Here is a 21,779-nt window from a genome sequence, read left to right as displayed (position 1 = left end):
CCGCTATCGGGGGCGGGCCGCTTGCAGCTCAGCGCGTACGGCCGGAGTCAGTACCTGACCCGCCCGCTCGACCAGCAAGGTCATCTGGTACGCGACCAGACCCATGTCACAGTCGGGAGCAGCCAGGACCGCCAAGCAGGATCCATCACTGATCGACATGATCATCAAGAGCCCACGCTGCATCTCGATGACGGTTTGCGTCACCATACCGCCCTCGAAGACCCGCGCGGCGCCCTGGGTCAAGCTGATCACGCCGGAGGCGACCGCGGCGAGCTGGTCGGCCCGGTCTTTGGGGAAGCCCTCAGAGTAGGCAAGCGGCAACCCGTCGGACGACACCACGACCGTATGGGCGACGCCCGGCACGTTGTTCACGAAGTCCGTGATCAACCAGCTGATGCCGCGCGCTCCCTGGCTCATTTCTCTCATTTGTCCTCCTGCTGATTCTCTTCTCCGCGCGTGAACGCCCGGCCTTGCCGGACACCCTGCTGGAAGCTGGAGAGCCGGCTGCGCAACCGCTCGGGTGAGATCTGCGGCGCCGGCGACGTGGGCAGCGGCTCCGCGAGGCTGGCCGTGCCCGGCACCAGGTTCGCCTTGGGCACGCGGCGGGGCAGGCCCGATGCCGTCGTGCCGGACTGCTGCGGCTGCGCGGCCGCCTGCGCGGCCTGGAAGCCGGAGTCCGCGGGCGAGGACCAGGAGGGGGCGCTGACGCCCGACTGCCCCGGCTTGCGCTGCGGGAGCGCGGGCTTGCCGGAGGGGCTGAGGGTCGGGGCGGCGGGCGGCGGCTCGGCGGGCACGGCCGGGTGCACGGCGGTGGTCTCGTGCTCGGCCTCGGGCTCGGGGTGCTGCTGCAGGATCTCGGGGTCCGGACGGCGGAACCAGTCGGACCCGACGGACGAGAAGATCGGCAGGAACTCCTCGCTCTGCTCCTCCAGCGGCGAGTTGCGCACCACGGGGAGCGGCCCGGTCATGTCCTGGGAGGAGTACTCGCCGGGACCGAACGGGTTGTAGCCGGAGTGTCCGTTCTGCTCGAACTGGTCGACGGGCTTGGGCTCCTCGGCGAACGGGGAGCGGTAGCTGTCGCCGAACTGCGGCCGGGGCCGATCCTCCGACTCGAACAGGGACCGTCGGGGCAGCGGGTCGGCGAACGACGACCAGCGCGACTCGTCCTGCTGCGGCTGCTGCGGCGGCGGCTCGGTCGCGAAGGACGGCCAGCGCGGCTCGTCGCCGGGCTGCATGGGCGGCGGCTGCTCGGCGAACGACGGCCACCTGTTGTCGGCGAACGGCGACGACTCAGCGGGCGAGGACGGCGCAGAAGGCGCGGCCGGGTCTTCCGTGAAGGACGGCCAGCGCGGCTCGCCGAAGGCGGCGGGCTGCTGCGGGACGGCGGGCGGCTGCTCCTCGGCGAACGACGGCCAGCGGGGCTCGTCGGCCTGCGGCTGCCGCGGCTCCCCGAAGGGGTCGCCGAAGCCGGGCGGCGACTGCGGACCACCGAAGCCAGGCGACTGCGGGTCGCCGAAGCCAGGCGATTGCGGGTCGCCGAACTTGGGGGCCTGCTGGTCACCGAACATGGGCGACGGCTGGTCACCGTACATGCCGGGCGGCTGGTCGCCGAACACCGACGGCTGGTCGCCGAAGGCGGACGGCTGCGGGTCGGCGGCGGGCTGCTCGCCGAACGACGGCCAGTTGCCGGTGCCGGGCGCCGGCAGCGAGCCGGGCCACTGGGTGTCGACGACCTGGCCGGGCATGTCGTCGAAGGAGGGGTGCGAGCCGTTGCGGGACGGCGGCTGCTCCTGGAACATGCTCGGGTCGAACGAGGTGAACGCCTCGTACTGGCCGCCCTGCTGCGGCAGGCCCTGACCGTTGCTGATGAGCATGTCAGGCATGAACACCAGGGCGCTGAGGCCGCCGGCCTCACGCATGCTGAGCTGGACGCGGACGCCGTGGCGCAGGGCCAGACGGCCGACCACGAACAGGCCCATGCGCCGCGAGACGGACACGTCGACGACGGGCGGGTTGGCCAGCCGCCAGTTGGCCTCGGCCAGTTCCTCCTGGCTCATGCCGATGCCCAGGTCGTTGATCGTCACCATGACGCCGCCCTCGGCGGGGGTGCTGGTGACGGTGACCTTGCTCTCGCGCGGGGAGAAGGAGATGGCGTTCTCGATCAGCTCGGCGAGCAGGTGGACGGCGTCGGTGACGGCGGGGCCGACGATGAGGGTGCCGGACGGGATCTGGATCTGGACCCGCTCGTAGTTCTCGACCTCCGACAGCGAGGCGCGGGCGATGTCGACCAGCGGCACCGGCTCGCTCCACTTGCGCGCGGCCTCCTGGCCGGCGAGGACCAGGAGGTTCTCGCTGTTGCGGCGCATGCGGGTGGCCAGGTGGTCGAGGCGGAACAGGTTGGCGAGCCGCTGCTCGTCCTCTTCACCTTGCTCCAGGCCTTCGATGAGCTGGAGCTGCCGTTCGACCAGCGTCTGGCTGCGGCGGGAGAGGTTGACGAACATCGAGTTGACGTTGGCGCGCAGCTTGGCCTCGTCGCCGGCCAGCCGGATCGCCTCGCGGTGGACCTCGTCGAAGGCCCGGGCCACTTCCCCGATCTCGTCACGGGTGTTGATGCCGATCGACGGCACTTCGGGCACCTGGGCGCCCTCGCCGGACTCGCGCAGCACGCGGACGGTGTCGGGCAGCCGGGTCGTGGCGACCTGGAGCGCCTCGGCGCGCAGCCGGCGCAGCGGCCGGACCAGCGAACCGGCCACGCGGGTGGTGATGATCAGGACCAGGAGCAGCAGGACGAGGATCAGGGCACCGGAGATGATGGCGCTGCGCTGCTCGTTGTTGCTCAGGTCGGTGGTGGTGGTCACGATCTTCGCGGCCAGGTTGTCCTCGACCTTGCGCATGGCGTTGACGGTGACCGTCGTGCTCTCGAACCAGTCGTTGAGGTCGCGGTTGGAGGTGACGTCGAGGTCGCTGATCCGGTTGCTCTGGCGTACCTGCGCGAGCGCGCGCTGGCGCATGGCGTCGGCGAGGTCGACCTGGAGGCCCCTGACGCCCTTGCGGTAGGCGGCCAGATCGGTCGGGTTGGCCTCGGCCTCGAAGGAGGCCAGCTCGGCCTGCTGCTTGTCCCAGGAGCCGAGGAAGTCGGACCAGTCGGCGCTGTCGACCTTCCTGTTGGGCTGCAGGAGCGACACGATGAGGATGATCTGCTGCCGCGAGACCTCCTCCTTCATGCGCTGGAGCGAGCCGAGCGCCGCGACGTCGCCCTGGAGGGCGTCGTCGCTGACGCCGTCGCCCAGGTCGGCCTGGATGCCGGAGAAGATCTCGATCATCGTGCTGTACGTGCTGATCGAGGCTCGCGCGGGCACGTCGTCGACCATGGAGTCGCGGAGGCTGTCGAGGCCCTCCAGCCAGCGGCGGGTGTTGTCGACGCCCTCGCGGACGCGGGCGGAGTGCGCGGCGTCGATGGCGCCGGCCGCGGTGAGCACGTCCTTCTTGGCCTCGTCGGTGGCCTGCCGCTGCGTCTTGAGCTGGACGAAGCGGCCGCCCCTGCGGCGGTCGGCGACGTACCACGCGGTGAGCGTGCGCTCCTTGGCGAGCTCGTGGTTGAGCGCGCCGATGTTCTGCACCAGGTCGGCGACCTGGGTGAGCCGGCGGTACTCGGCGCTGGTGCCGATGGCGTCGGCCAGCTGGACGCCGGCGAGCAGCACACCCACGACCGTGGGGATGAGGATCAGCGCGACCAGCCGGGAGCGCACACGCCAGTTCGCCAGCCGGAACCGTCCGCCTGTGTACTCCCCTGACCTCGTGTGCCTGGGGTCTTTCGTCCTCACTGAGTCTCGCAACCTCTCGCCGGTACGTGCTCGAAGAAAATCAGACACGCGTGGGGCGCATGGGATTCTGTCCGGCTGGGTAATTGGAACACAACCCGTACCAGATCGGCCAACCGAACATATCCCATCACACACACCCAAAGGGGCACTTTGGGTGTATATCGCCTTACGTGTTTCAGGCCGGGCGGAAGGAATCCCGCTCGGCCGGCGCCGCATGCTTGATCATCAGGTGCCGCGTCACTGAATACTCCTGCACCGCTTCCTGGCTCATGTCCTTGCCGAACCCGCTGCCCTTCACCCCGCCGTGCGGCGCTTCGCTGGCGATGGGCAGGTGGTCGTTGACCCAGGTCACCCCCACATCGAGCCGATGCGACATGCGCATGGCGCGCCCCACGTCACGCGACCACACCGACGAGGCCAGGCCATATCTAGTGTCGTTGGCCAGGCGCACCGCTTCGTCCTCGCCATCGAATGGGAGCGCTACCAGGACCGGTCCGAACAGCTCTCCCTGCACGATCTCGCTGGTCTGTGCGACATCGGTCACAAGCGTGGGCGGGTAGAAAAACCCGGAGCCCCCGATTGGGGAGCCGCCGTGCAGAACCCGGCCGCCGGCCCGCTCGACGAACCCGTGCACCCGGTCGCGGTGCGCGGCGGAGATCAGCGGGCCGATGTCCGTGGCCGGATCCCAGGGGTCGCCGACGGAGATTTCGGCAAGAGTTGCCCGCATCGCCTCCACGGCCTCGTCGTAGACCTGGCGGGCGACGTAGACGCGGGTGGCCGCCGTGCAGTCCTGCCCGCTGTTGTACGTCGCCCCCATCGCCACGCCACGGGCCATCTCCGCCAGGTCCGCGTCCTCGAACACCAGCGCCGGCGCCTTGCCGCCGAGTTCGAGGTGGACCCGCTTGAGCGTGGCCGCCGCGCCGCTCATCACGGCGCGGCCGGTCTCGGTGGAGCCGGTGACGCTCACCATGTCCACGCCGGGGTCGGTGACCAGCGCCTGGCCTGCCTCGGCGCCGCCGGTGATCGCCTGCACGAGGTTTTCTGGCGCGCCCGCCTTGGCGAACAGCTCGGCCAGCCGCAGCGTCGTGCGCGGCGTCTGCGGGGCGGGCTTGATCACCACGGCGTTGCCCGCGGCCACGGCCGGGCCGACCTTCCAGACGGCCATGACGAACGGGAAGTTCCACGGCGCGATCGACCCCACCACCCCGACGGGGCGGCGCTGCAGGACCGAGGTGTAACCGGGGCTGAACACCCCGGCTCCCGTGCCGTCCAGCGAGCGGGCGGCTCCGGCGAAGAAGCGCAGGTTGTCGACGGCGAACGGCAGCTCGCCGTCCCTGAACACCGCGGCCGGCTTGCCGGTCTCCTCCACCTCGAGCCTGGTCAGCTCCTCGGCGTCGGCCTCCACCAGGTCGGCCACGCGCAGCAGCAGCCGCTGACGGTCGGCGGGGGTGGTCTGCGACCACTCCTCGTACGCGGCCCGCGCGGCCCGTACGACGGCTGCCACCTTCTCGACCGGCGTATCCGGAATTTCGGCACATGCGAGGCCAGTGGCGGGGTTGATCAGTTCACGCATCAGGAAGACTTCATCTCTCAGGTTGTGCTGAGTGCTACTGGCCGAGCTGCTCGATCAGTGGCGAGTGTTACTGGCCGAGCTGCTCGATCAGGTCGGCGGCCTTGCGCAGGCCGTCGCGGCGCCGGATCTCCTCGCCCGCGGCGGCGAGACGCGCCCGCAGCCCGGTGTCGCCGAGCAGCTTCGCGACCGCCCCCGTGAGTTCCTCGTCGGTGAAGGTGTAGGTCGAGAGCCTGACACCGTAACCGAGCTCATCGACCCTCTGGGCGTTGTCGTACTGGTCCCAGAACAGCGGCAGCAGGATCATCGGCTTGCCGAAGTGCAGCGCCTCGGTGGTCGTGTTGTTGCCGCCATGGGTGATGACCAAGTCACACAGTGGGATGATCTTAGTCTGCGGAACGAACTCCGCGCCCCACATGTTGTCGGCCAGCTTGATCTCCTCGTGCAGCGGGCCCTTGGAGACGATGTACTGGTGCGGGGTGGTGGCCAGCACGTCGATCACCCGCTGCATCAGCTCCACGTCGGAGGAGCCGAGCGAGCCGAGCGAGAAGTAGACCAGCGACCCCTCACCCCGCTCGAACGGCAGCGTGAAGTCCTCCTCGGTCTCACGCACCGAGGAGTCGAGGCGGTGCCAGGTGGGGCCCAGCGGGCGCTCGGCGGTGTAGTCGAGGATCTCGGGGTAGACGTAGAGGTTCAGGTCGCCCGCGTGGATGAAGTCGAGGTCGGGCAGCGGCGCGGTGCCCTGCTCGACGCACCACTCGTTGAAGGCGGTCCACAGCTCGCGGTGGGTGCGCTCGTACTCGGCGCGGAAGGCGTCCCACTCGGAGCGGTCGCCGGCGGGCAGGCCGGAGAAGACCGGCGGGACGTTCTCGCCGCGCATCTCGAGCGGCTGGCAGGAGACGATGCGGACGAACTTCTTGCCCGTGGTGATCAGCGCGGGGAACGTGATGACGTTGTCCTCGACGATGACGTCGGGGTTCACCCGCTCGATGATGGCCTGGAGCTGCGGCTCGCAGTACTTCACCCCGTCGATCAGGCTCTCCCAGATCGGCTTGGTGACGGTCTCCTGCTGCTCCAGCGTGGACTTGCGGTACTCCGGCGCGGTCTCGCGGATGAAGTCCTTCCAGAACTGGCCGGGGTCCTGCTCCTGCTCCTCCTCGGCCGGCGGGGCCAGGTCGACGAGGTCCTCCTCGAAACCGAGGGCTTCGAGCTTGCCCTTCCACGACGCCTCGGCGGCGAAGACGACGCGGTGGCCGCGGCGGCGCAGAATGTCGCCGATGCCGATCGAGTTGTTGGTGGGGCCGTAGGCGCTTTCCGGCATGAACAGGAACGTGAGAGACATCGCGACTCCGGGGGAACTCGTCAATTTGAAGAGGAATTCAAAAACGGATCTAGCGTGAAGGTCAACTTAAGGGCACTATGGTCACGGCTAACTGAACAGCAGCCAAACGAGTGAAGGTGGTGAGGGTGGCTCAGCGCAAAAGCCGCAGCGACCGGCGGCTCGACCTGATCGAGGCCGCACGCAGGGCCATCATCCGCCATGGCATCGACGGTGTACAGCTCTCGCACGTCGCCGAGGAGGCGGGCCTGACCTCGGGCGCCGTGCTCTACCACTACCCCGATCTGAGCGAGCTGCTCGTCGAGGCGCAGCACGCGGGCATGGAGCGTTTCTACGAGCAGCGGCTGCGCCAGCTCGCCACGATCGTCGACCCCGTCGAGAAGCTGGTGGTCACGATCAGGTCGGGCCTGCCCACCGGGCCGCTCGACCCGGACGTGCGCCTGCTCAACGAGCTGGGCGGCGCCGCGGGCCGCATCCGCGTCTACGGGGTGCTGCTCACCTCGCTCTACGACCGGCAGGTGTCGATGTACCAGGCGATCCTGGACACCGGGGCCGCGCTGGGCGTGTTCAGGCTGAGCGCCGGCTCGCTGACGATCGCGCGCAACCTGGTGGCCCTGGAGGACGCGTACGGCTACCGCATCACGGCCAGGCACCCCCTGATCGGCCCGGACGAGGCGGCCGAGCTCATCCTGTCCTACGCCCGCGCGGCCACGGGCAACGACCTGAATCACTGATCGACCGCCATGATGACGGCGTCCTCGGCGTTCCAGCGCACCTTGACCTTGGCGCCGGGACGCACGGAGGCGGCACCCTGCACGGCCACGAGCACCGGCTTGGGATGGCCGGGCACCTCGACGGAGATGTGCGAGACGCCGCCGTAGAAGCTCACGTCGAGCACGTCGCCGGGCAGGCCCCTGGCCGCGGTGCCGTCCGCCAGCTCGATCTTCTCGGGCCGCACCGCGAGCAGCGCCGCCGCGCCGGCCTCCAGCTCGGTGAGCGGGGCGCCGGCCAGCATGCCGAACTGCTCGCTCTTGATCCCGTCGAGGCCGCTGGCCTCGCCGCGGAAGAGGTTGTTGGCGCCGACGAAGTCGGCCACGAAAGGCGAGCGGGGCCGCTCGTACAGCGAGATGGGCTCGTCCACCTGGCGCACGGAGCCGCTGTCGAAGACCGCGATGCGGTCGGCCAGCGACATGGCCTCCTCCTGGTCGTGCGTGACGACCACGAACGTGATGCCCACCTCGTTCTGCAGCCGCTTCAGTTCGAGCTGCATGTCGGCGCGGACCTTCTTGTCCAGGGCCGACAGCGGCTCGTCGAGCAGCAGCAGCCGGGGCCGCTTGACGATGGAACGCGCCAGCGCCACCCGCTGCCGCTGGCCGCCCGAGAGCTGGGCGGGCCTGCGGGAGGCGTGCGCGGACAGCCCGACCGTCTCCAGCACCTCGCCGACGCGCTGCTTGATCTCCTGCCGGGGCAGCTTCTCGCGCTCCAGGCCGTAGGCCACGTTCTTGGCCACCGTCAGGTGCGGGAACAACGCGTACGACTGGAACATGAGGCTGATCGGCCGCCGGTTCGGCGGCCTGGACAGCAGGTCCTCGCCGTCGAGCGTGACCTTGCCCGCGTCGGGCGTCTCGAAGCCGGCGATGATGCGCAGCAGCGTGGTCTTGCCGCAGCCGGAGGGGCCGAGCAGGGCGAAGAACTCGCCCTGGCCGATCTCCAGCGACACCTTGTCCAGCGCGGTGACGTCCCCGAACCTGCGGGAGATCCCGTCAATCTTGAGCACGCGACTCCCCGATCTTGGTCAGGCGCTGCCCGGCGATCACCGCCGTGAAACTCACGAGGAGCAGGATCGCCGCCAGCGCGTTGATCTTCGGGGTGACCCCGAAACGGATCATTGAGTAGATGACGATCGGCAGCGTCTGCTCGTTGTTGCCGATCGTGAAGTAGGCGATCACGAACTCGTCCAGCGACAGCGTGAACGCCAGCAGCGCCCCGGCCACGATGCCCGGCGTGAGCTGGGGCAGCGTGACCTTCATGAAGGTCGCCACCGGCCCCGCGCCGAGGTCGCGCGACGCCTCCTCCAGCGAGGTGTCGGCGCCGCTCAGCCGGGTGCGCACCACCGCCGCGACGAACGCCGTGGCGAACAGGCCGTGGGCCAGCACCACGGAGTACAGGCCGAGCGTGAGCTGGATCGTGCCGTAGAAGACCAGCAGGCCGATGGCCAGCACCAGGTCGGGCAGCACGGCCGGCATCAGCGCGAGCGCGTCCATGACCTTGGACTTGGTGTACCTGGACAGGCCGACGGCCAGCATCGTGCCGAGCACGGTGGCGATGACGGTGGAGCCGGTGGCCACGATCAGCGTGTTGACCAGGCCGTCCAGGATCCGCTCGTCCTCGGCCAGCACGCCGTACCACTTGAGGCTGAAGCCGTCGAGGCTGTACGCCGACTCGCCCGAGTTGAACGACATGATGACGAGCACGGCGATCGGCAGGTACAGGAAGACGTAGGTGAGCCAGAACGGCACGTACAGCAGCTTCGGTCTACGCACGGCGGGCCGCCCAGGCTTGCACGATGAGCAGCACGACCAGCACCGCGATGAGCGCGAGCGACAGCGTGGCGCCGAAGGGCCAGTCGCGCGCCGACAGGAACTGGTTCCTGATCAGGTTGCCCACCATGATCGACTTGTTGCCGCCCAGCATCTCGGGGATGACGAAGTTGCCGAAGCTCGGCACGAACACGAACAGGCTGCCGGTCAGCACGCCCGGCACGGTCAGCGGCAGCGTGACCTTGCGGAACGTGGTGAAGCCCGACGCGCCCAGGTTGGCCGAGGCCTCCCTGAGCTGCGGGTCGAGCTTCTCGATGGCGGCGTACAGCGGCAGCACCATCAGCGGCAGGTACGAGTACAGCAGCCCCGCCACGATCGTGCCCTGGTTGTAGAGCAGCTCGTACGGCCCCAGCCCCAGCTTGGCCAGCGCCGAGTTCACCAGCCCCGGCCCGCTGAGCAGGATCGTCCAGGCGTAGACCCGGATGATGAAGTTCGTCCAGAACGGCAGCACGATGGCGACCAGCGCCAGCGTCTTCCACCTGCGTGGGAGCTGCGCGATGAGGTACGCCGTCGGGTAGCCGATGAGCAGCGCGGCCAGCGTGGTGATCGCCGCGATCTTCAGCGAGTCGGCCAGCACACTGAGGTAGAGCGGGTCGAACAATCGCTCGAAGTTCTCGGTGGTGAACTCGTAGACGACCCCGCCGAATCGGCCGCGCTGGAAGACGGTGTAGCTGAACACCAGTGCCAGCGGCACCAGCATGAGCACGACCAGGTACGCCAGCCCTGGTGACAGGAAAACGAACGCGCCCAGCCAGCGCCCGCGGGAGCGGGACACTGGCTGGGTCTTGACCTCGGACTTCACAGTGACAAAGGCTTAACTGGCCGTGACGTCCTGCTGGAGCCTGGTGTACTTGGTCGACGCCTGACCGAGGTCGATGGCGGCCTCACCGGCGAGCAGCTCCGCCGGCGTGGTGCCGAGCAGCGAGCCCTTGGCGACCTTCACCTTCTCCATGGCGGCCTTGTTGGGCACCTTGTAGTTGATGTTCTCGGCGGCCCAGGAGTGGATCTCGGGGCTGAGGATGTAGTTGACCAGGGCGTGCGCGGCCTCCTTGTTCTTGGAGGACTTCATGATCACCATGGTGTCCACCCAGAGGTCGCTGCCCTCCTTCGGCACCGCGAACTTGATGTTGCCCTTGGGGTCGGTGGTCGGGCACCAGCCGTCCCACGCCTCGGCCATGATGGCCTCGCCGGACACCAGCCGGTCGCCGAAGGTGGTGTCGTCGTAGCGCAGCAGGTGCGGCTTCTGCGCGACGAGCAGCTCCTTGGCCTTCTCCAGCTCCTCGTCCTTGTCGGTGTTGATCGAGTAGCCGAGGGACTTGAGCGCGGGCAGGGCCAGCCAGCGCTCGGTGGCGAGCATGGTGACCTTCTTGTCGGCCCACGCCGGGGGCTTCAGGAGATCGTTCCAACTCGTCGGCTCGGACTTCACCAGGTCGCTGCGGTAGCAGATGCCGGTCGTGCCCCAGGTGTAGGGCACGGAGTACTTGTTGCCCTTGTCGTAGGAGAGCTGGGTGGCCTCGGGGTAGAGGTTGGCCAGGTTGGGGATCAGCTCATGGTGGATCGGCTCCAGCAGTCCCTGCTCGTTGAGCGCCTGGGCGTACTGACCCGAGACGAAGGCCACGTCGATGCCGCTGTCACCGGGGGCGGTGAGCTTGGTCATCGCGACCTCGTTGGTCTCGTGCAACTGGATCTGCACGTTCTTGATCTTGAGCTGCTCCATCGCCTTCTGGGGCAGCTCCTTGGGCGTGTAACCGTCCCACACCGTGATCTGCACAGACTGCTGCGACAGGTCCGCGTTGGGCTTGAGCTGTTCGGCCGCCGCCGGCGCCGCCTCACTTGAGCTTGAGGACGACCCACCCCCGCACGCCGCGACGGCAAGCGCGAGTCCGGCCGCCGCGGCGGCGGCCGGGAGACGACGGGTGAACCGGGTACGGGACACGGCCGCTACTCCTTCTGAAATTTGGCTGTTTGAGGGGTCGCGCGACCTTACCGGACACAGCGGACCAGACCAGGAGTGTTGCAGCAGAAATCAACATGAGCAAGACTTTTGATGACATTGCTACCTGGAAGTTTGGTCCACGTGTTGAATTGGGATTCAATAAGTCGCCGCTTGATCTCTCTGGGTGAGAAGCCCCTCACCGCGCGAGATCGGGGGCTCACGGCCGCGCTCCTGGCGCGGTTGGCGGACGAGGTGCCGCCGCCCTTCGCCGTGCGACGCTTCCTCCCGTTGCCCACCTTCTCGCACGGTCCTGGAGATCTCCACACTGGGGCCCCAGGTGAACGGGATTTCGGATCGCACGTCGACCAGACGAACTACTCGGTGGTGGTCGGCGAGAGCGTGGTGGTCAAGTGGCTCACCCCGCCCGTGCCGCTCCCGCATCCCACGCCCGACATCTTCGCGCACCTCGTTGATTCAGGATTCAACGACACAGCGCCCCCTTACGCCGCTCTGACAGGCGTGTTGGACGGGCGGGAGCACCTCCTGGCCCTGATCACCGGCTACCTGCCCGAGGCCAGGGACGGGTGGGAGTGGTGCGTGGACGAGGCGGTCGCGGGCACGACCTCGTTCGCCGCGGAGCTCGGCCGCCTCGCCGCCGACCTGCACCTCGCCCTGTCCACCCTGCCTACTACAGGCGAAGCTCCCGCGGCGGACAGGGCGTACCGGGCGCTGGCGGAGGCGCTGGAGCTGACCGGCGACGACTGGCTGACCGGCCAGGCCGGGACCATGCGCCGGGAGCTGGCGGTGCTGGAAACGCCGATCACCACTCCCCTGATCAGGATCCACGGCGACCTGCACGTCGGCCAGATCCTCCAGTGGCGCGACGGCTACGCGGTCATCGACTTCGACGGCAACCCTACGATCGCCGACGCCGCCTCCTGCCAGCCTGCGGCCAGGGACGTGGCCCAGCTCACCACCAGCCTCGAACACGTCGCCCAGGTGGCGATCAAGAGACGGTCCGTCCCGCCCGGCCGGGCGGCCGAGTGGGCCGGGCAGGCCCGTGAGATCCTTCTCACGGCGTACAAGCACCGGCTGGCGGCCAGGAACAGGCCGGATCTGCTGGACGAGACGCTGATCCGCCCGTTCGAGGTGGAGCAGGAGTGCCGCGAGCTGATCTACGCCGCCCGCCACCTCCCCCGCTGGCGCTACGCCCCCATGGGCGTCCTGCGCACCTGGTACGGAGCAGACCCTCGCAAGGAGAACAACGCGTGAATCCCGAGCTCTACCTCTCCGACCTGGAGTCCAAGCCGGCCGCCCTGTCGGCCCTGGCCGACGCCCTGCGCGCCGAGGACCCCTTCCGCGACCTGCCGGAACGCATCGACCGCGTGCTGTTCCTCGGCATGGGCAGCTCCCGCTACGCCGCCGGCGTCGCCGCCCTGCGCCTGCGCACCGCCGGGGTGAACGCGCACGCCGAGTACGCCTCCGCCGCCGCGAGCCTGCCGAACGCGGAGGGCACCCTGGTCATCCCGATCTCGGCCACCGGCGCCAGCAGGGAGACCCTGGACGCCACGGCCAGGTACGCCGGCGGCCCCGCCTTCGTCGCGGCGCTCACCAACCGGCCGGGCTCCCCGCTCGCCGAGGCCGCCGACCTGGTGGTGGACATGCGGGCGGGCGAGGAGCGCGGCGGCGTCGCCTGCCGGACGTTCCAGCACACGCTGGCCCTCCTGATGGCGCTGGAGTCCAGGCTGACGGGCCGCACGAGCGACCTGCCCGCCCTGCTCGACCGGGCCGCCAAGGCCTCGGCCGATCTGCTGGACCGCCGGGACGAGTGGCTGCCCCTGGCGATGGAGCTGCTCGACGGCCCGAACGGCGTCTACACGATCGCCCCCGCCGAGCGGTTGTCGTCGGCTGAGCAGTCGGCGCTGATGTTCCGCGAGGGCCCGCGCCGCGCGGCCGACGCGTGCGAGAGCGGCGACTGGTCGCACGTGGACGTGTACCTGACCAAGACGCTCGACTACCGCGCGCTGCTGTTCCCCGGCTCCCGCTACGACGGCCAGGCCATGGACTGGGTACGCGAGCGCGGCTCCACGGTGATCACCGTGGGCCCCGAGGTGCCGGACGCGACGGCCTCGATCAGGTACGCCGACGACGAGGACCCGGACGTCGCCCTGCTCACCGAGACGCTGGTGGCGGAGCTGGTGGCCGCCTACTGGTGGTCGGCGTGACGGCCGATCAGTAGGACCGCACCGTCAGCGCGTGCTCGACCAGCGTGATCAGGGTGTTCTTGACGGCCTGCCGCGCACGCGCGTCCGTGCGGATGATCGGCACGTGCGCCGAGAGCGTCAGCGCCTCCCGCACCTCGCTCTCGACGTGCGGGAACTCGCCGTCCCAGCCGTTCAGCCCGATGACGAACGGGATCTTGGAGTCCTCGAAGTAGTCGACGGCGGGGAAGCTGTCGGCCAGCCGCCGCGAGTCCACCAGCACCACGGCCCCGATGGCGCCGCGCACGATGTCGTCCCACATGAACCAGAACCGCTGCTGCCCCGGCGTGCCGAACAGGTAGAGGATCAGGTCCTGGTCGAGCGAGAGCCGGCCGAAGTCCATGGCCACGGTGGTGGTCGTCTTGCCGGGGGTGTGCCCGAGGTCGTCGATGCCGTGTGAGGCGTCGGTCATCACCGCCTCGGTGGTCAGCGGCATGATCTCGGAGACCGCGCCCACGAACGTGGTCTTCCCCACGCCGAAGCCGCCCGCCACGACGATCTTCGTGGAGGTGAGCCGGCTAGAGCCTGCGAAGTCCACTCAGCACCCTTTCGAGCAGGCCCCTGTCGGGCAGGCCCGCCTCAAGCTGCGGCTGGTACACCTTGACCAGCCCATCGGCCTCCATGTCGGCGACCAGCACCCGCGCCACGCCGAGCGGCACGCTGAGCAGCGCGGAGATCTCCGCCACCGAGCGCACCTGCCTGCACAGCTCGCTGATCGCCCGGTACTCGCGCGCGTACGTGGTGCCGAGCTGCGCCGAGGTCGCCGACGACACCAGCGCCTCCATGGCCAGGTCCGTGCGCGGGGTGGTGCGGCCGCCGGTGACGGCGTACATCCGGACGAGCGAACTTCGTTCGGGTTCCTGCTCACCGTTGTGCCACGATGCCATGGTCCACTCCCCATTCACCACGGGCGCGTGGCGGAGAGCTCCGCCCGTACGGCAGGTGTGAGCACCTGCCCCGCGCGCTCCACCAGGATCGTCATCTGGTACGCGACCAGGCCCATGTCGCAGTCGGGTGCGGCCAGCACCGCGAGGCAGGAACCGTCGCTGATGGACATCACCAGCACCAGGCCGCGCTGCATCTCGATGAGGGTCTGGGTGACCCCGCCGCCCTCGAAGACGCGTGACGCTCCCCCGGTCAGGCTGACCAGGCCGGCCGCGATGGCGGCGAGCTGGTCGGCGCGGTCCTTGGGAAAGCCACGGGAGTAGGCCATGGGCAGGCCGTCGGCGGAGACGACGACCGCGTGCGCGACGCCGGGGACCTCCTCGACGAAGCCGCTGACCAGCCAGTTGACATCCCTGGCGGCCTGGCTGAGCTCCTTCATGAGTCCTCCTCGTCGAGCTCGGCGCGTCCCTTGCGCATGCCCTGCTGGTAGCTGGCCAGCCTGCTGCGGAGACGGTCGGGGGACACCGGTGGCCCGGGAACGGGTGGCGGCGGCTGCGGGCTCGCGGTGCCCGGTACCAGGTTCGCTCGCGGCGTGCGCTTGGGCAAGCCCGAGCTGGTGGTTCCGTTCTGCGCGGGCTCCGCCGTCGCGTCGGCGGCCTGCCACGCCTGGTCGGCGGGCGTGGTCCAAGCGGTGTCGCGGTGGTCGGCGGTGGGGGCGGGCTTGCTGAACCAGCTGCTCTCCTCCACGGAGGCGAAGATCGGCAGGTACTCCTCGCCGGTGGGCGGGCCCGCGACGGGGGGCATGTCCGCGGGTGACTGGCCGTTGGTGGAGTGCGGGTGGGCCGAGCTGAACCAGGACGACGGCTCGGGCGCGGGCGGCACGGTGTCGAACGACGGATGCCCTCCGGTGGCGAACGACGGGTACCCGCTGGGCTCGGCCGGCGGCGCCGAGGGGTAGGAGGGCAGCGGCCGGAGCACCGAGCCGGGACGCGGCACGTCCAGCGGCGTCTCCATCGGCCTGTCCAGTGGTCTGTCCATCGGCCTGTCCAGCGGCGCTGCCCCGCCGCCCTGCCGCGGCACCTGCACCCGCTGGTTCGTCCCCGGCACCGCGGTCAGCAGCATCGGCGGGATCAGCACCATGGCGGTCAGCCCGCCGACGTCCTGCCGCCTGAGCTGCACGCGGATGTTGTGCCGCAGCGCCAGCCGCCCGACCACGAACAGTCCCATCCGCCGCGACACCGACACGTCCACGACGGGCGGGTTGGCCAGCCGCCAGTTGGCCTCGGCCAGCTCGTCCTGCGCCATGCCGATGCCGGCGTCGGTGACCGACAGCATCAGGCTGCCGCCGTCGATCCGGCTGCTGGAGATGATCACCTTGGTGTCGCGGGAGGAGAAGGAGACGGCGTTCTCGACCAGCTCGGCCAGCAGGTGCACCACGTCGGTGACGGCCTGCCCGGCGATGGCCACGTCCGACTGCACCTGGATGCTGACCCGGTCGTAGCTCTCGACCTCGCCGAGCGCGGCGCGCACGATGTCCATCAGCTCGACCGGCTCGCTCCACTTGCGGGCCGCCTCCTGCCCGGCCAGGACGAGGAGGTTCTCGCTGTTGCGGCGCATGCGGGTGGCCAGGTGGTCGAGCTTGAACAGGTCGCCGAGCCGGGCGTCGTCACGCTCGCCCTTCTCCAGCTTCTCGATCAGCGTGAGCTGCCGCTCGACCAGCGTCTGGCTGCGCCTGGAGAGGTTGACGAACATGGCGTTGACGTTGGAGCGCAGCTTGGCCTCGTCGCCCGCCAGCCGCACGGCCTCGCGGTGCACCTCGTCGAAGGCGCGGGCGACCTCGCCGACCTCGTCCTTGGAGAAGATCCCGATGGGCGGCACCTCGGCGGTGACCTCGCCGTCGCGCGTCTCCCGCAGGTGCTGGACGAACTCGGGCAGCCGCCGTCCGGCGATCTCCAGGGCCTCGCCGCGCAGGCGGCGCAGCGGCCGGACCAGCGACCTGGCGACGCCGGTGGTGATCAGCAGGATGGCGACGAGCAGCGCGAGCACGGCGCCCGCGGTGAGGAAGGCCCGCGTGCGCTCGTCGGCGCTGAGCGCCTCGCTGCGGATGACGATGCCCTGGGCCTGGCGCTCCTCGACCTTGCGCATGGCGTCGACGACGACGTTCGCCGCGTCGTACCACTCCGTGGCGTCGTCCTTCTTGGCCTGGTCGAGGCCGCGCAGCGGCAGCCCCTTGGTGGCTCTGATCAGCACCAGCTCGCGCAGGAACAGCATGCGGTCGGCGGTGCGGCCGTTGACGGTCTCGTCGAAGAAGCGCCGCTCCTCGGCGGTGGCCTCGGTGGCGAAGCCCCTGCGCTCGGTGGACTCCACGGACTGCTCGCCGAGGAAGCGCTTGAGCTGGTCCTGGTCGAAGGCGCCTTCGACCAGGACGACGGTGACCAGCGCCTGCTGGTAGGACAGGCTCTCCTTGGCGCGGGCGAGCCTGTCGAGCATGCTCGTCTGGCGGAACAGCTCGTCGTCCACGCTGCCCTTGACCAGCTCGGTGTGGACGGAGAGCAGGTCGTTGACGACCGTGGTGTAGAGCTCGACGGCCGGTCCGGGCAGCAGGTTGGCGTCCAGCGCCTGCTTGCGCAGCGAGGTAAGGTCGTCGAGGCGGTTGAGCAGGTTCTCGAGCTGGTCGGCGGTGCGGCCGGTGGACTCGGTCATGAGCTGACCGGCGATGCCGCGTACCGTCCTGGCCGTCAGGTCCACCTGGTTCATCTGGGCCTGCACCTCGGACAGCCCGTCGGCGGGCCGGTTGCGGGCGATGTACCAGGCGGTCCTGGCGCGCTCGCCGGAGACGAGGTGGGTGAGCCCGCCCAGCTCGGCGGAGAGCCGCGCGAACTGGTTGGTCCGCGCGTAGTCGGAGGCCGCGGACGTCGAGGCGAGCACCTGGATGCCGCCCAGGAGCACGGCCGCGGCGGTCGGGACCATGATGAGGGCGACGAGTCGTGCCCGGACACGCCAATTGCGCAGCCGCCAGCGACTCTCGCCGGCCTGCTTGACGCCCAGCTCTGTACTCACCGCACGCACCTCGCCCGAATCGGCGTATTTGAGGAGTCTGTGTCCTGGGGGAAATCAGCAAGTGCCGGTTATTTCAACACATCACATGGCTCGTGGCCAAGCGAACATAACGCGACAAAAGATGGTTCGCGTGACTCATGAGGATAGAACCTGGCGCTCCATGCCGGAAGCACCACAGGCACGAAATAAACCTTTAACAGAATAAATGTCCCCTTATGGGCGATTAGCGCGTTCCAATCGAGTAACGCGGTTGACGCTGCGGCATCTCTTGACAGTCACGGCGTTGAGAATCTCGCCATTGCCGACATATGTTGAGCCACGTCAAACGAGGAGGCGAGTGTGGGAGTTTCTCCCGACAACGCGGCGATCACCGTTGCGGGCCTGTGGAAGATCTTCGGCTCGAAGGCAGACAAAGTGCTGGACAGCGAGGACAGACACCTCGAACCCGCCGCGCTGAGGGAGAAGACCGGCTGCACCGCCGCCGTCCGTGACGTGAGCTTCGAGGTGCGCCCCGGCGAGGTCTTCGTCGTCATGGGCCTGTCCGGCAGCGGCAAGTCCACCCTCGTCCGCTGCCTGACCAGGCTCATCGAGCCCAGCGCCGGCGAGATCATGATCGCCGGCGAGGACGTGCGCGCCGCCTCCCCCGCCCGGCTCCGCGAGATCCGCCGCCACCGGGTCAGCATGGTCTTCCAGCACTTCGGCCTGCTGCCGCACCGCAAGGTGATCGACAACGTGGCGTACGGGCTGGAGATCCAGGGCACCGCCAAGCAGGCCAGGCACGCGCGCGCGGCGGAGATCCTCGCCCTCGTCGGCCTCGACGGCTACGCCGACTCCTACCCCGACCAGCTCTCCGGCGGCATGCAGCAGCGGGTGGGCCTGGCCAGGGCGCTGGCCGTGGAGCCCGAGGTGATGCTGTTCGACGAGCCGTTCAGCGCGCTCGACCCGCTGATCAGACGCGACATGCAGACCGAGGTCATCAGGCTGCACCGGGAAGTCGGCAAGACCATGGTGTTCATCACGCACGACCTGTCCGAGGCGCTCAAGCTGGGCGAACGCATCGCGATCATGCGGGCCGGCTCGATCGTGCAGCTCGGCACGGCCGAGGAGCTGGTGGGCGCGCCGGCCGACGACTACGTGGCCGACTTCGTCCGCGACGTGCCGAGGAGCCACGTGCTGACCCTGCGCTGGATCAGCCGCGCGCCCGAGGAGGGCGAGCCGCTCGACGGGCCCGCGTTACCCGCCGCCACCCTCATCAAGGACGCCATCGGCGTCGCCTCCTCCTCGTCCCGCCCGATCAGGGTGGTGGACGGCGAGGAGCTGGTGGGCGTGGTGGACCGGGTGGACCTGCTCGCCTTCCTGTCGGGCCAGGAAGCGGCATGAGCAGCACGGCCGTCCCGACGCCCTCCCGGCCGGCGGGGTTGCCGAGATGGACCGCGCCTGCCGGGGTGGCGCTGCTGTTCGTGGTGGCGTACCTGGTCTTCCGCGGCACGGGGACGCTGCCGCACGACAAGGAGGCGCCGCAGTTCCTGGCCGTCACGCAGTTGCGCGAGTGGATCGACGACCACCGCAACGACAACCCGCTCTTCCTGTACTTCCTCAACTACATCCGCCTGTTCGTGGGCTCCCTCTACGCCCTGTTCGAGACCGTCCTGTACGGGCTCGGCTGGCCCGGCATCACCGGCGTCATGGGCGCGCTGGCCTGGCTCGCGGGCGGCTGGCGGATCGCGCTGCTGACGGTCGCCGGGGTGAGCGCGTTCGGCGTGCTGGGGCTGTGGGAGTCCAGCGTGGACACGCTGGCCCTGGTCGCGGTGGCGGTGCTGCTGTCGCTGGCGATCGGGATCCCGATCGGCGTCTGGGCCGGGCTCGACTCCAGGGTGCGCCGGGCGGTCACGCCGGTGCTGGACGTCATGCAGATCATGCCGACGTTCGCCTACCTGGCGCCGCTCGCGCTGTTCTTCCACATCGGGGCGCCCGCCGGGGCCATCGCGACGATGATCTACTCGATCCCGCCCGCGATCCGCATCACGGCCCTGGCCGTCTCCGGGGTCTCCCCCACGGCGGTCGAGGCGTCCGCCTCGCTGGGCGCCACGCGGCGGCAGACGCTGTTCAAGGTCTACCTGCCGCTGGCCAGGCCCACGATGGCGCTGGCGATCAACCAGACGATCATGATGGCGCTGTCCATGGTGGTCATCGCCGCCCTCATCTCGGCGCCGGGCCTGGGCGGCGACATCATCCGCGGCCTGTCGAGGGCGCAGGTCGGCATCATGCTGCCGGCCGGCATCGCCGTCGTCATCATGGCAGTGGTGCTCGACCGGATGATGATGGCGCTCGCGCGCCGCGACCCGCACGCCAGGGTCCGCCGCCTCGACCTCGCCGCAGCGTGCCTGCTGGCCGTCGCCGGGCTGGCGCTCATCCCCGTCCTGCCGAAGCTGTGGCCGGAGAGCCTGACGATCAACCTGGTCGCCGAGGTCAACGAGGTCGTGCGGTGGGCCGAGGACAACTGGTTCACGGTCACGACGTGGATCAAGGACACCACCTCCCACCTGCTGCTCAACCCGCTGGAGTCGCTGCTCACCTCGGCGCCCTGGTGGCTGGTCGCGCTGGCCGTGCTGGTGGTGGCCTGGCGGGTCAGCGGCGCGCGCGCCGCGCTCACCGCGCTGGGCTGCCTGCTGGCGATCGCGCTGCTCGGCGTGTGGGAGCACACCATGCAGACGATGACCACGGTCGCCGTCGCGGTGCTGGTCACGCTCGTCATCGGGCTGCTGCTCGGCGTGGCCGCGGCCCGCTCGCCGCGGTACTCGGCGTTCCAGCGGCCGGTGCTCGACGCCGCGCAGACCATGCCCGCGTTCGTGTACCTGCTGCCCGCGCTGGCGCTGTTCGAGACGACCAGGTTCACCGCCATCTTCGCCTCCGTCATCTACGCGGTGCCGCCGGTGGTGCGCCTGGTCGAGGACGGCATCAAGGCCGTGCCCGCCACGGTCGTCGAGGCGGCGCTCTCGGCCGGCTCCACCTCCGGCCAGCTCCTGTGGAAGGTGCAGCTCCCGATGGCCAGGCGGGCCATCCTGCTGGCGGCCAACCAGGGCATCGTGATGACGCTGGCCATGGTGGTCGTCGGCGGCCTGGTCGGGGCGGGGGCCCTCGGCTACGACGTGGTCACGGGGTTCTCCCAGCGCACCGACTTCGGCATGGGCTTCGTCGCGGGCGTCGCGACCGTCCTGCTCGGAGTCATGCTCGACCGCATCACGCAGGGCGCCGACAGGCGTCCTTCCCCCCGAAAGAGGAAGTTCACATGAAGATTCGCCTGCTCGCAGGCCTCGTCGTGCTGGGACTCGCCGCCACGGGCTGCGGCGGGGCCACCGTCGACACCAGCACCTCAGGCACCTCCGCCCCCGCGCCCGGGTCCAGCGCCTCCGTGTCGGGGGCCGGCGGCACCGTGAAGATCGCGATCAACCCCTGGGTGGGGTACGAGGCCAGCGCGAACGTCGTGGCGTACCTGCTGAAGAACGAGCTCGGCTACACCGTCGAGCTGCCCGAGATCAAGGAGCAGCTCGCCTGGGAGGGCTTCGAGACCGGCGACGTGGACGTCATCATCGAGAACTGGGGTCACCCCGACCTGAAGAAGCAGTTCATCGACGAGAAGAAGGTCGCCCAGGTGGCGGGCTCCACCGGCAACAAGGGCGTCATCGGCTGGTACATCCCCAAGTGGATGGCCGACGAGCACCCCGACATCACCGACTACAAGAACCTCAACAAGTACGCGAGCCTGTTCAAGACCTCCGAGTCGGGCGACAAGGGGCAGCTCCTGTTCGGTGACCCGTCGTACGTCAGCAACGAGGAAGCCCTGATCAAGAACCTCAAGCTGAACTACAAGGTGGTCGTCGGCGGCAGCGAGGCGGCCCTGATCAAGGGCGCCCAGCAGGCGCAGACGCAGAAGAAGGCGCTGCTGTTCTACTTCTGGGACCCGCACTGGCTGTTCAGCAAGACCGACCTGGTCCGGGTCAACCTGCCCGCCTGGACCGAGGGCTGCGACGCCGACCCCAAGAAGGTGGCCTGCGACTACCCGGAGATGGACCTCGACAAGATCGTGAGCACGAAGTTCGCGCAGACCGGCGGGAAGGCGTACGAGCTGGTCAAGAACTTCTCGTGGACGAACGAGGACCAGAACGCCGTCGCCGACGACATGACCAACAACGGCATGACCGGCGAGGAGGCCGCCAAGAAGTGGGTGGAGGCCAACACGGCCAAGTGGCAGGCGTGGATACCCAAGTGATCCCGTCGCCGACGCGGCCCCGCCCGGCGGGGCC

General features: G+C 69.4%; 18 protein-coding genes. 6 read left to right on the top strand and 12 right to left on the bottom strand.

The genetic code is table 11. From position 1 onward, the window contains the following. Positions 1 to 3: 3 nt before the first annotated feature. The 4 genes from ABD331_RS08345 to ABD331_RS08330 form a co-directional block, all read right to left on the bottom strand. Positions 4 to 426: a roadblock/LC7 domain-containing protein gene (locus ABD331_RS08345; RefSeq protein WP_020546551.1), complete on the bottom strand. Its 423-nt coding sequence runs from the start codon at positions 424 to 426 to the stop codon at positions 4 to 6. After that, positions 423 to 3,824, bottom strand: a complete 3,402-nt coding sequence (locus ABD331_RS08340) for a sensor histidine kinase (protein ID WP_344472262.1) — start codon at positions 3,822 to 3,824, stop codon at positions 423 to 425. The genes ABD331_RS08345 and ABD331_RS08340 overlap by 4 nt, the downstream gene beginning before the upstream one ends. A 175-nt stretch (positions 3,825 to 3,999) precedes the next feature. Beyond that, positions 4,000 to 5,397, bottom strand: coding sequence for an aminobutyraldehyde dehydrogenase (locus tag ABD331_RS08335; protein WP_344472260.1), 1,398 nt, complete (start codon positions 5,395 to 5,397; stop codon positions 4,000 to 4,002). 67 nt (positions 5,398 to 5,464) lie between these two features. After that, the gene (locus ABD331_RS08330; protein ID WP_344472258.1) at positions 5,465 to 6,736 is read right to left on the bottom strand and encodes a glycosyltransferase; all 1,272 of its coding nucleotides are present in this window, start codon (positions 6,734 to 6,736) and stop codon (positions 5,465 to 5,467) included. A 125-nt stretch (positions 6,737 to 6,861) separates the two neighbouring features. Between ABD331_RS08330 and ABD331_RS08325 the strand changes: the two genes are divergently transcribed. Further along, positions 6,862 to 7,467, top strand: coding sequence for a TetR/AcrR family transcriptional regulator (locus ABD331_RS08325; protein WP_344472256.1), 606 nt, complete (start codon positions 6,862 to 6,864; stop codon positions 7,465 to 7,467). On the opposite strand, the gene ABD331_RS08320 is transcribed toward ABD331_RS08325, so the two are convergent. From ABD331_RS08320 to ABD331_RS08305, 4 genes are read right to left on the bottom strand one after another with little or no spacing between them, the layout of a single operon-like run. Next, entirely contained in the window at positions 7,461 to 8,510 is a 1,050-nt protein-coding gene (locus ABD331_RS08320; protein WP_344472253.1) for an ABC transporter ATP-binding protein, read from the bottom strand. The two genes, ABD331_RS08325 and ABD331_RS08320, sit on opposite strands and share 7 nt — an antisense overlap. Then, entirely contained in the window at positions 8,497 to 9,276 is a 780-nt protein-coding gene (locus ABD331_RS08315) for an ABC transporter permease (RefSeq protein ID WP_344472251.1), read from the bottom strand. Before ABD331_RS08315 ends, ABD331_RS08320 begins: the two co-directional genes overlap by 14 nt. After that, positions 9,269 to 10,135, bottom strand: a complete 867-nt coding sequence (locus ABD331_RS08310) for an ABC transporter permease (RefSeq protein ID WP_344472249.1) — start codon at positions 10,133 to 10,135, stop codon at positions 9,269 to 9,271. The genes ABD331_RS08315 and ABD331_RS08310 overlap by 8 nt, the downstream gene beginning before the upstream one ends. A gap of 12 nt (positions 10,136 to 10,147) precedes the next feature. Continuing rightward, positions 10,148 to 11,269, bottom strand: a complete 1,122-nt coding sequence (locus ABD331_RS08305; RefSeq protein ID WP_344472247.1) for a polyamine ABC transporter substrate-binding protein — start codon at positions 11,267 to 11,269, stop codon at positions 10,148 to 10,150. A 381-nt stretch (positions 11,270 to 11,650) separates the two neighbouring features. Here ABD331_RS08305 and ABD331_RS08300 point away from each other — a divergent pair, with 381 nt between their 5' ends. Both ABD331_RS08300 and ABD331_RS08295 read left to right on the top strand, forming a co-directional pair. Continuing rightward, positions 11,651 to 12,541 (top strand): hypothetical protein, encoded by an 891-nt coding sequence (locus ABD331_RS08300; protein WP_344472245.1) that lies wholly within the window; start codon positions 11,651 to 11,653, stop codon positions 12,539 to 12,541. Then, positions 12,538 to 13,494, top strand: a complete 957-nt coding sequence (locus ABD331_RS08295) for an SIS domain-containing protein (RefSeq protein WP_344472243.1) — start codon at positions 12,538 to 12,540, stop codon at positions 13,492 to 13,494. The genes ABD331_RS08300 and ABD331_RS08295 overlap by 4 nt, the downstream gene beginning before the upstream one ends. A gap of 7 nt (positions 13,495 to 13,501) precedes the next feature. Here the strand turns inward: ABD331_RS08295 and ABD331_RS08290 are convergent, their stop codons facing one another. Genes ABD331_RS08290 through ABD331_RS08275 form a run of 4 tightly spaced genes read right to left on the bottom strand, consistent with a single transcriptional unit; the run spans position 13,502 to position 17,475 of the window. After that, positions 13,502 to 14,068 (bottom strand): GTP-binding protein, encoded by a 567-nt coding sequence (locus ABD331_RS08290; protein WP_344472241.1) that lies wholly within the window; start codon positions 14,066 to 14,068, stop codon positions 13,502 to 13,504. After that, on the bottom strand, positions 14,049 to 14,417 hold the full coding sequence (locus ABD331_RS08285) for a DUF742 domain-containing protein (RefSeq protein ID WP_148435098.1): 369 nt from the start codon (positions 14,415 to 14,417) through the stop codon (positions 14,049 to 14,051). Before ABD331_RS08285 ends, ABD331_RS08290 begins: the two co-directional genes overlap by 20 nt. Before the next feature lie 14 nt (positions 14,418 to 14,431). Further along, positions 14,432 to 14,854, bottom strand: coding sequence for a roadblock/LC7 domain-containing protein (locus ABD331_RS08280; RefSeq protein ID WP_148435097.1), 423 nt, complete (start codon positions 14,852 to 14,854; stop codon positions 14,432 to 14,434). After that, positions 14,851 to 17,475 carry a nitrate- and nitrite sensing domain-containing protein gene (locus tag ABD331_RS08275; protein WP_344472239.1) on the bottom strand — a complete coding sequence of 875 codons (2,625 nt, stop codon included), beginning with the start codon at positions 17,473 to 17,475 and terminating at the stop codon, positions 14,851 to 14,853. The genes ABD331_RS08280 and ABD331_RS08275 overlap by 4 nt, the downstream gene beginning before the upstream one ends. A 339-nt stretch (positions 17,476 to 17,814) precedes the next feature. Here ABD331_RS08275 and ABD331_RS08270 point away from each other — a divergent pair, with 339 nt between their 5' ends. The 3 genes from ABD331_RS08270 to ABD331_RS08260 are packed head-to-tail and all read left to right on the top strand — an operon-like array spanning position 17,815 to position 21,745. Continuing rightward, entirely contained in the window at positions 17,815 to 18,855 is a 1,041-nt protein-coding gene (locus ABD331_RS08270) for a quaternary amine ABC transporter ATP-binding protein (protein WP_344472237.1), read from the top strand. Then, on the top strand, positions 18,852 to 20,768 hold the full coding sequence (locus ABD331_RS08265) for an ABC transporter permease (RefSeq protein ID WP_344472235.1): 1,917 nt from the start codon (positions 18,852 to 18,854) through the stop codon (positions 20,766 to 20,768). The genes ABD331_RS08270 and ABD331_RS08265 overlap by 4 nt, the downstream gene beginning before the upstream one ends. Next, positions 20,765 to 21,745: an ABC transporter substrate-binding protein gene (locus ABD331_RS08260; RefSeq protein WP_344472233.1), complete on the top strand. Its 981-nt coding sequence runs from the start codon at positions 20,765 to 20,767 to the stop codon at positions 21,743 to 21,745. Before ABD331_RS08265 ends, ABD331_RS08260 begins: the two co-directional genes overlap by 4 nt. Positions 21,746 to 21,779: the final 34 nt, after the last annotated feature.

The sequence above is a fragment of the Nonomuraea monospora genome, from assembly GCF_039531895.1.
Classification (GTDB): Bacteria; Actinomycetota; Actinomycetes; order Streptosporangiales; family Streptosporangiaceae; genus Nonomuraea; species Nonomuraea monospora.
This window is presented reverse-complemented; position numbering and strand designations above follow the sequence as displayed.